The sequence below is a fragment of the Collinsella sp. LCP21S3_A3 genome (assembly GCF_052118905.1).
GTDB lineage: Bacteria > Actinomycetota > Coriobacteriia > Coriobacteriales > Coriobacteriaceae > Collinsella.
Genome location: NZ_JBQKGH010000032.1, coordinates 1 through 6,704 on the forward strand (window position 1 = coordinate 1; position 6,704 = coordinate 6,704).

General features: G+C 68.3%; 10 protein-coding genes. 4 read left to right on the forward strand and 6 right to left on the reverse strand.

From position 1 onward, the window contains the following. Window positions 1-88 precede the first annotated feature (88 nt). Genes ACTQ0H_RS09020 through ACTQ0H_RS09030 form a run of 3 tightly spaced genes read right to left on the reverse strand, consistent with a single transcriptional unit; the run spans window position 89 to window position 1,298 of the window. Window positions 89-283, reverse strand: coding sequence for a hypothetical protein (locus ACTQ0H_RS09020; protein ID WP_441548076.1), 195 nt, complete (start codon window positions 281-283; stop codon window positions 89-91). After that, entirely contained in the window at window positions 280-1,068 is a 789-nt protein-coding gene (locus ACTQ0H_RS09025; protein WP_441069403.1) for a phage antirepressor, read from the reverse strand. The genes ACTQ0H_RS09020 and ACTQ0H_RS09025 overlap by 4 nt, the downstream gene beginning before the upstream one ends. Continuing rightward, a complete protein-coding gene (locus tag ACTQ0H_RS09030; RefSeq protein ID WP_366150681.1) occupies window positions 1,065-1,298 on the reverse strand; it encodes a helix-turn-helix transcriptional regulator in 234 nt (77 codons plus the stop codon). Before ACTQ0H_RS09030 ends, ACTQ0H_RS09025 begins: the two co-directional genes overlap by 4 nt. Before the next feature lie 267 nt (window positions 1,299-1,565). Here ACTQ0H_RS09030 and ACTQ0H_RS09035 point away from each other — a divergent pair, with 267 nt between their 5' ends. Next, window positions 1,566-1,760: a hypothetical protein gene (locus ACTQ0H_RS09035; RefSeq protein ID WP_441042230.1), complete on the forward strand. Its 195-nt coding sequence runs from the start codon at window positions 1,566-1,568 to the stop codon at window positions 1,758-1,760. Here the strand turns inward: ACTQ0H_RS09035 and ACTQ0H_RS09040 are convergent. Then, entirely contained in the window at window positions 1,757-2,899 is a 1,143-nt protein-coding gene (locus ACTQ0H_RS09040) for a tyrosine-type recombinase/integrase (protein WP_441069399.1), read from the reverse strand. The two genes, ACTQ0H_RS09035 and ACTQ0H_RS09040, sit on opposite strands and share 4 nt — an antisense overlap. Before the next feature lie 312 nt (window positions 2,900-3,211). Between ACTQ0H_RS09040 and ACTQ0H_RS09045 the strand changes: the two genes are divergently transcribed. Genes ACTQ0H_RS09045 through ACTQ0H_RS09055 form a run of 3 tightly spaced genes read left to right on the forward strand, consistent with a single transcriptional unit; the run spans window position 3,212 to window position 4,358 of the window. Continuing rightward, window positions 3,212-3,568 (forward strand): hypothetical protein, encoded by a 357-nt coding sequence (locus tag ACTQ0H_RS09045; protein ID WP_432232227.1) that lies wholly within the window; start codon window positions 3,212-3,214, stop codon window positions 3,566-3,568. Window positions 3,569-3,600: 32 nt separating this feature from the next. Beyond that, window positions 3,601-3,993 (forward strand): hypothetical protein, encoded by a 393-nt coding sequence (locus tag ACTQ0H_RS09050; protein ID WP_441042226.1) that lies wholly within the window; start codon window positions 3,601-3,603, stop codon window positions 3,991-3,993. Beyond that, a complete protein-coding gene (locus ACTQ0H_RS09055; protein ID WP_441069397.1) occupies window positions 3,990-4,358 on the forward strand; it encodes a helix-turn-helix domain-containing protein in 369 nt (122 codons plus the stop codon). Before ACTQ0H_RS09050 ends, ACTQ0H_RS09055 begins: the two co-directional genes overlap by 4 nt. Before the next feature lie 327 nt (window positions 4,359-4,685). On the opposite strand, the gene ACTQ0H_RS09060 is transcribed toward ACTQ0H_RS09055, so the two are convergent. Together ACTQ0H_RS09060 and ACTQ0H_RS09065 are read right to left on the reverse strand one after the other, a co-directional pair. Continuing rightward, complete coding sequence (locus tag ACTQ0H_RS09060) at window positions 4,686-5,030, reverse strand: hypothetical protein (RefSeq protein WP_441042222.1); 345 nt, start codon at window positions 5,028-5,030, stop codon at window positions 4,686-4,688. A gap of 1,474 nt (window positions 5,031-6,504) precedes the next feature. Beyond that, complete coding sequence (locus tag ACTQ0H_RS09065; protein WP_441085560.1) at window positions 6,505-6,684, reverse strand: hypothetical protein; 180 nt, start codon at window positions 6,682-6,684, stop codon at window positions 6,505-6,507. Between the last annotated feature and the right edge of the window lie 20 nt (window positions 6,685-6,704).

Sequence of the window (6,704 nt, forward strand, 5' to 3'; positions counted from 1 at the left end):
AGCTTCCCGTCGGCGGCGAGCCGGTCGACGGTGGTGAGGCTGACGCGCAGCAGGTCGGCCACCTCGGCGCGGGTCATCCAGTCGCCGCTCACGACATCACCTCGGCAGAGAGTTCAGCGTCGGCTTCGTCGGCGTACCTTTGGGCCAGATCAGCCAGCCCCTCTATCGAGTCAGCCGAGTGCTGAGACAGGCAGTCGAGCTCGGTGACGGTGCGCAGCAGGCGGGCACAGATCGTGAGCACCGTCACGGCTTGAGTGAGTTGGGCGACCCGCTGCACGTTCATGCCGCGACCTCGCTGTCCAGGAGCGAGTCGAGGTCAGCGGTGCCACCGAGGATGCGGTGCAGAGCCGACAAGCCTTTGGCGGTGATGCGGATCGTCGGGGCGGGCAGCTCCAACTCGCCGGTACGGTGGTTGAGGAACGGGCCGGACGCCATTTTCTGCGCCAGCCGTCCACACTCGATCTGCGACTGGTAGGCGTGCCACTGCTGGCGATGCCCTGAGCGGTAGATCCAGCCCTGCTCGCGCATCGTCTCGAACAGGCGGTTGCGTCCGGTACTGATCGCGGGGTCGCGTGAGAGCACCTTTGCGGCCTCGTCCACGGCGTAGTCGCCGGCGCAGGCGACCATGGTGGACCATGCGCGGGCGGCGGGTGCGAGTTCACGGGCACGCTGCTCGGCCAGTTCGCGGGCGTCCTCAGCCTCCACGACCATCAGCGCCAGTTCGCGCTTGGTGATCGACTCGACCCGGTAGCCGCCCGTCCTGCGGATGGAGGGCAGGACCTCGCTGGTGATCCAGCGGCGGAAGGTCGCGGCCTCCGGCTTGTCTGAGCGGATGACCACCTCGTACATGCCGGGCTCGCTGACGATGGTCATCTGCTGCGCGCCGCCAAGGGTGTCAATCTGAGTGACACCCCTCATATCGTCGGCGATGCGGCTGGCGGTCATGCTGACGTTGCCGAGTCTGAGGACTTTGCACAGGTCGGTAAGGACGAACCACGGCTCGCCGTCGATGGTGACGACGCGGACAGTGGCATCGCCGTAGGCGAAGGGGACGAGCGTGGCGCTCATGCTGCCACCGTCCGGCGAATCGCTGGGTAGGTGATGGCCTCGAGCGGGACGCCGAGGGCGTCTGCGAGTGCGCGTGCGGTCTGGGGGCCGGGCTGCTTGCGTCCGGCTTCGATGTTGGACAGGAATGCGCCTGACACTCCGACGTCCTTGGCGAGGCGGACCTGCTTCATCCCTACCGCGTTGCGGAGAGCGGCGACCGCTGCCCCGTTCACGAGTCTGGTTGCTTCCATAAGAAGAGAGTAGGAAAGAACAGGAAAGAAGTCAAGTAAGGAAACTAAACTACCAAGAAACTGGCAGTGACTAGGGTGCGCGCTGCGTAATTACAACGATGTGTTTCCCTGCTGAGCGGCTACTCTTTCCTCATGACCCCGAATCTTTCCCGATTTTTCCTGTCACCGTGGTGGACATGATCACCGGCCAGCAGCTCCGAGAGGCGCGACTCACCCACTTGCACCCTGCCGAGCGCGCCTACCTGACCCGCCGACTGGAGCACCACCATGACTGACCGTGATCTGATCGTCGCCGCCTACCGCAACCGCCTGCCAGACGTGGCGCTCGACGTCGGGGTGTCGGTCACAGCGCTGGTCACCCGGCTGATGCGGGTGCTGCGTGACCCGGCGACGGCGCCGTCGGTCGAGGTGGATGCGCTGCGGGCGCGGGTGGCGCGGCAGCGGGCGGTGAGGACACGCTAACCCAGCTCCCCCATGCGCTGCGCGATCGCCCTGTCGCGCTCGTCGGTGGCGACCTGGTACAGCATCGCCATCCCCGGCGTGGTGTGCCCGAGCCGCGCCATGAGTTCGCGGACGGTCGCGCCGGACTGAGCGGCCAGCGTCGCCCCCGTCTTGCGGAGGTCGTGGACGGACATGCCGGGCCGACCCACGGCCCGTGCACCCCGCTGATGGGCGCGGTAGATGGACCCATCGCTCAGTGGCCCACCGCCACGGGCTGGGAACAGCAGCTCGTCGCCGGTGGCGTCCGGGTGATGGGCATCCCAGTCAGCGAGCCACTGAGCGATCCCCTCAGCGATGGACGGCGGCAGGTGGGCTGTGCGGATACCGGCAGTGGTTTTGGGCGGCCCGATGTGCCACCGCCGCCCGCCGTCCGGGTCGGAGATGCGGGCGGCGGTGCGCTCGACGCGGATGGTGGTGGCGTCGTCGGAGATGTCGCAGCGCCGCAGTGCCCGCACCTCACCGGATCGCAGCGCCCCCCATGCGGTGATCGCGAGGATGACGCGCCACCGGTCGGGGACGGCGGCGAGGTAGGTGCGCAGCTCGGTGGGGCTGAGCGCGACTGAGCGGTGCGCCGGCGCAGGCTTCCCCGCCCCGCGGATGCGGCACGGATTGGTCGGGATCAGGCCATCCTCCACTGCATCGGAGAGGATGGAGCGCAGGAGCTGGTAGGCGTTGCCGTTCTGGGTGGCGGTGGCGGCGGGTAGTGCGTCGTACCATGCACGGACGGCCTCGGGGCTGATCTGACTCACGGCGATGCGTCCGAGGGTGGGGGCGATGACCTGCTGCACGAGGCGGCGGTACAGGGCGGCGGTGGAGTCGCGCAGCGGCTTGCGGGCACGGCGCTGACGTCGGGCGATGATGTCGGCGCAGTAGGCGGCGAGGTTGACGGCGGCGACCTCGGGGGCGCGGACGCTGGGAGCGATCCATGTGCCCCGGTCGATGGCGATCTCCTCATCGCGGAGCCATGCCTCGGCGTCGGAGCGCAGGAGGTAGGTGGAGGGTGCTCGGTGACGCTGCCCGTCGGGGCCGATATAGCTGGCCTGGTAGCGGTCTGAGGGGAGTCTGCGGAGGGTGCCGAATGCTCGGCGAGTGCGTGCCATGCTGACCACACTAGTGCACGTTAGATGCACGCGGGGCGAGAGGATCGGATATTTGCGCTCAGTGCGGAGAGGTTCGACTCCTCTCTCGCGCACAATACGTCGGAGCCCCTGACTAGGAGACATACCTAGTCAGGGGCTTCTCGTTGTCTGCATTGGTCCGCAGGAGTGCTCATGAGACCGCATGGGACCGCATCACTAATGCACGCTAGATGCACGGCCAAGAAATCTCCCCGGTGTTTTCTCGATCCCCTCTTGCATACCGGTACCCACATGTGTATACTGGGATACATCAGATAGGGAAAGGAACCCACGATGAACGCCACGATCACCTACCGCACCGGCAGCTACTACAGCGAGACCGACACAGCCAACCACATCTGGGAGATCTCCGACGAGCAGGGCATCGCCTCCGAGCTGTACGTCAGCATCAGCGACGCCGAGGTCATGCAGATCGAGACCCGCGAGGATCGCCGCGGCGAGGGCCTCGCCCGCCAGCTCTGGGAGGCCGCCAATGCGCAACTCGGCATCGTCTACCACAGCCTCCCCGCGCACCGTACCCCCGAGGGCGAGGCTTTCGCCAGCGCGGTCGGCGGCGAGTCCGTCACGGAGTGCCACATCGATAGCTGCGACTGCACGGACATCATCGACGACGACCCCTACGGCTACTGAGCCACCACCGACCACACGACAGGAGACAGACCATGACCAGCTACACCACCCGCGACGAGGCCATCCTCCGCCAGATCATCGAGCCCATCGAGTCCGGTGACGCCAGCCGCGACGAGTACGACATCGACGCGATCGCCGCCGAGGTGCTCGACACCATCGGCGAGGGCACCGAGTACCGGTGGACGCAGACCGCCGACGACGCCGAGTTTTGGGCCGCTGTCGAGCGCCACCGCCGCCCCAGCATCCTTGAGCAACTCAACGGCTACGACGGCGACAACCTGTTCCGGGACGTCATCTACGGACTCGACGGCTACGACGAGGACGCCACCAGCGAGGCCGACCCCAACTACCGCAACGACACGTTCGTCGCCGCAGGCGTCACCTACCGCTACGACTACCAGCGCGCCGAGTGGGTGACCGCATGACCACCGCACGCGCACCGATGACCGAGCACGACCTCGACGCATGGCTGTCCGACACGACCGCCACCCCGACCCAACGCGCCGAGCTACTGGCCGCCGACGCAGCACTGTGCGAGACGATCCCCGACGATGCGGAGCCCGGCACGGGTTCCCCGGAGTTCATGGGCGCCGCGAAGCTCGTCCTGGGCGACGCCACCCTCGCCGACCTCGCGGCCACGCTGCTGGCTGCGCGGATCGCGGAGCGTGAGGCGATGGCCGAGCTACAGGGCGCCATCGTCGCGGCCCATCAGCGGGGGGTGTCAGTGATGGAACTGGCTCGCCAATCGGGTCTCACTCGACGCACCGTGTACCGGACCCTCAGCCGATGACGGCGGCGGCCTGCGGTCGTGGGAGTCTGAGCGGGACCGGATCAGTGAGCGGGCTGAGGCTCTGATCTGGGCTGAGCTGGCCCGCCATGATGAGCAGGTGCGGCGGATGCTGGATGCTGGGGTGCCGGTGGTTTTGTCGCGCCACCCGGTGGGTGACAGGCCTCGGGGGTGGTGGGCTGCCGCTGCCGGGCGGGCGATGCTGACTGATCCCGATCTCGAGGTGGAGTGGCTACGATGATGAGCACGACGCGCTACTAGCGCCTGAGGCAGCAAAAAGCTGGCCCCCGCCACGGGGGCGGGGGCCAGTTGCTTGCGCCAGGGTTAGGTCTAGGTGGTGAGGACGGCCTGCACCGCCAGCATGATCGCCGCGTCCGTGACCCGTGCCGGGTGAGTACCGCATGCGGCGAGCTCGTCCCAGACCGCCTTCCGTGACGGGACGCGACCCGAGAACGCTTTGCACGCCGCGCCCCAGTGGTAGGCGTAAAGGGTGGCGAGGGAGGTTTGCTCGCCGCCGACGGTGATGCGGGCTCCGATGATGCGGGACATGTGGATGGTCGCCTCCCCCTCGGCTATGCCTGCGAGGCGGGTGGCGCGTCGGATGCGGTCAGCGAGGCCAGCGTCTTCCTCGGCGAGCCGGACCTCCTCAGCGGATGCGTGGATGGTGATTGCCATAGTGATCTCCTTGTCAGGTGTTGTGTGGGGTGCCGGGGAGGGCGACAGGCCACGGGTCGCGCGACTGCCCGCTAAAAACGCCCATGTACGCCCCACCGTCGCGTGTGGCCCCAGGGGCTACCCTCAACTCGTCTCCACTGAGGCGCAGGGGGGTGAAGCTTTGGCCGCTGCTCGCGTAGGAGTACGGCTCGCCGCGAGCGAAAACTCTCCACCCGGGGGTGAAGGTCCATATGATCGGCTCGTACTCCGAGGTTGAGGTGCGGAAACCGTAGTCCAGCGTGATCGAGCTGCCGACGCGCCTCAGGATGAGCACACGATCCCAGGAGCCACCCGTCTTCATCCGGTCGTAGTAGGGGCTCAGTGGTGCCACGTCCCGGAAACCGGTGTCTCCGACGGTGCAGAGCCACCCGTCGCGGGAGCATAGGGTGTCCGTCAGTACTCGCTGCCACCGCCACGCCCCCACACTCGCGCCGTCTGTGGAGCGGTACTCACACCCCACCGGCAGTGCTGCGAGCTGGGACGCCGTCAGGGACGTGGTGGACGGGATATCGGGCCTGCCGGGGCCGACCACGAGATAGTCGGAGGCGGTCGGCACCGCACCCGGCGGGCCGGGGCTCCCGGGTGGACCGGCCGGGAGCCCGAGCTGTAGCGCCATGTCGGGCCACTGCCCAGTCAGGGCAGCGGTCGGGGGCTGGCCTGCCGCCACCTGTGTCGCGGTGACAGGCCACGGCCCGGACGGCACCGGCGCACCATCACCCGCCACACCTCTCGGGACACCAACATCGAGCGCGTAACTACCCGGCCCCGTCTGACGCACCTGCACCGTCGCCGACTGGCCGGGGGCCAGTGTGGACGTGGTGCCAGCCGTGACAGTCGGCGCGGGTCCGGTCAGGGCAGGGCCGGTGGGGGTGCCGTCGATGACGAGGCGGGCATCAGCACCGACGGCCACGGCCGGGGAAAGCCCGTCATCGCCGCGCTCACCCCGCCGCCCCTCAGGCACACCCAGATCGAGCCGATACACACCAGCGCCAGCCTCCACCACAGAGACCGTGGCGGGCTCGCCATACGGGACCGTCGAGACACCCCCAGCAGTGAGCTTCGGCGCGGGTCCAGTAGCACCCGGCACGCCCGGCACATACCGCACCACCTGCCCCTGCTGCGGACAGTCAGCAGTCCAGCGGGAGATGACACGCACCTGCCCAGCCATCAGGGTTCCGCCCCCATGGACGACCGCCACGCCACGCACATGCCACCCAGCAGACACCACCTGAGCGACCTGCTCAGCGGACAGCACCCACGACACCCCCTCGGCGTGAGGCGACGGGGACACGTCGAGACCGGCCTCGAAACGCAGCACCGCGCCGGACGGGACGCCGGGCGCGACGATCGACGCCGGGTCACCCTCCACCAAACGCACCGTCAACGGCGCGACCGTGGGGCCGATATCCAGCCCTCGACACTCAGCCACCGCAGATCAGTCCTCGTCGGCGGCGTGGCGGGGACGCAGCTCCACATGAGAGTCGTCCCCGAACCGGCGCAGCAGCCACGCCACCAGCGCCGTCCCAGCAGCCTGCGCCAACGTCCACGACCACTGAGGCGCAGTCTGCCACACCTGCGACCACGACTCGGCCCCCAGCACAGCAGGGGCAGCCATCAGCACACCGAGGAGGACAG

Coding starts and splice junctions, on each gene's coding strand:
- ACTQ0H_RS09020 (WP_441548076.1), bottom strand. CDS start 283: ATGAACGTGCAGCGGGTCGCCCAACTCACTCAAGCCGTGACGGTGCTC.
- ACTQ0H_RS09025 (WP_441069403.1), bottom strand. CDS start 1,068: ATGAGCGCCACGCTCGTCCCCTTCGCCTACGGCGATGCCACTGTCCGC.
- ACTQ0H_RS09030 (WP_366150681.1), bottom strand. CDS start 1,298: ATGGAAGCAACCAGACTCGTGAACGGGGCAGCGGTCGCCGCTCTCCGC.
- ACTQ0H_RS09035 (WP_441042230.1), top strand. CDS start 1,566: ATGACTGACCGTGATCTGATCGTCGCCGCCTACCGCAACCGCCTGCCA.
- ACTQ0H_RS09040 (WP_441069399.1), bottom strand. CDS start 2,899: ATGGCACGCACTCGCCGAGCATTCGGCACCCTCCGCAGACTCCCCTCA.
- ACTQ0H_RS09045 (WP_432232227.1), top strand. CDS start 3,212: ATGAACGCCACGATCACCTACCGCACCGGCAGCTACTACAGCGAGACC.
- ACTQ0H_RS09050 (WP_441042226.1), top strand. CDS start 3,601: ATGACCAGCTACACCACCCGCGACGAGGCCATCCTCCGCCAGATCATC.
- ACTQ0H_RS09055 (WP_441069397.1), top strand. CDS start 3,990: ATGACCACCGCACGCGCACCGATGACCGAGCACGACCTCGACGCATGG.
- ACTQ0H_RS09060 (WP_441042222.1), bottom strand. CDS start 5,030: ATGGCAATCACCATCCACGCATCCGCTGAGGAGGTCCGGCTCGCCGAG.
- ACTQ0H_RS09065 (WP_441085560.1), bottom strand. CDS start 6,684: ATGGCTGCCCCTGCTGTGCTGGGGGCCGAGTCGTGGTCGCAGGTGTGG.